Source organism: Psychroserpens mesophilus (assembly GCF_050617655.1).
GTDB lineage: Bacteria > Bacteroidota > Bacteroidia > Flavobacteriales > Flavobacteriaceae > Psychroserpens > Psychroserpens mesophilus_A.
The window spans coordinates 1-248 of the sequence record NZ_JBODQC010000375.1; the positions used below are offsets into that span (position 1 = coordinate 1).

Here is a 248-nt window from a genome sequence, read left to right on the forward strand (position 1 = left end):
GGTCAGCAGCGCCGAGGCGTCGATGGCCGTGGCCATGTCGCCCAGCGCGGCCTGCGTCAGGTGCAGGGCGGCCAGGGTCTGGCCGAACATGCGGCGGGACTTGGCGCGCGCCAGTCCTTCGTCCAGCGCGCGGCGGGCAAAGCCCAGCGCGGCGGCGGCCACCGAGGCGCGGAAGATGTCCAGCGTCATCATGGCCAGCTTGAAGCCCTGCCCCGCTTCGCCCAGCCGCTGCGACACCGGGATGCGGC

At 74.2% G+C, this 248-nt stretch carries 1 protein-coding gene; it reads right to left on the reverse strand.

Annotation, left to right across the window (positions count from 1 at the left end; translation table 11 throughout):
* On the reverse strand, positions 1 to 248 hold a 248-nt coding region (locus ACRHNM_RS17660), incomplete at both ends, for an acyl-CoA dehydrogenase family protein (protein ID WP_431137951.1).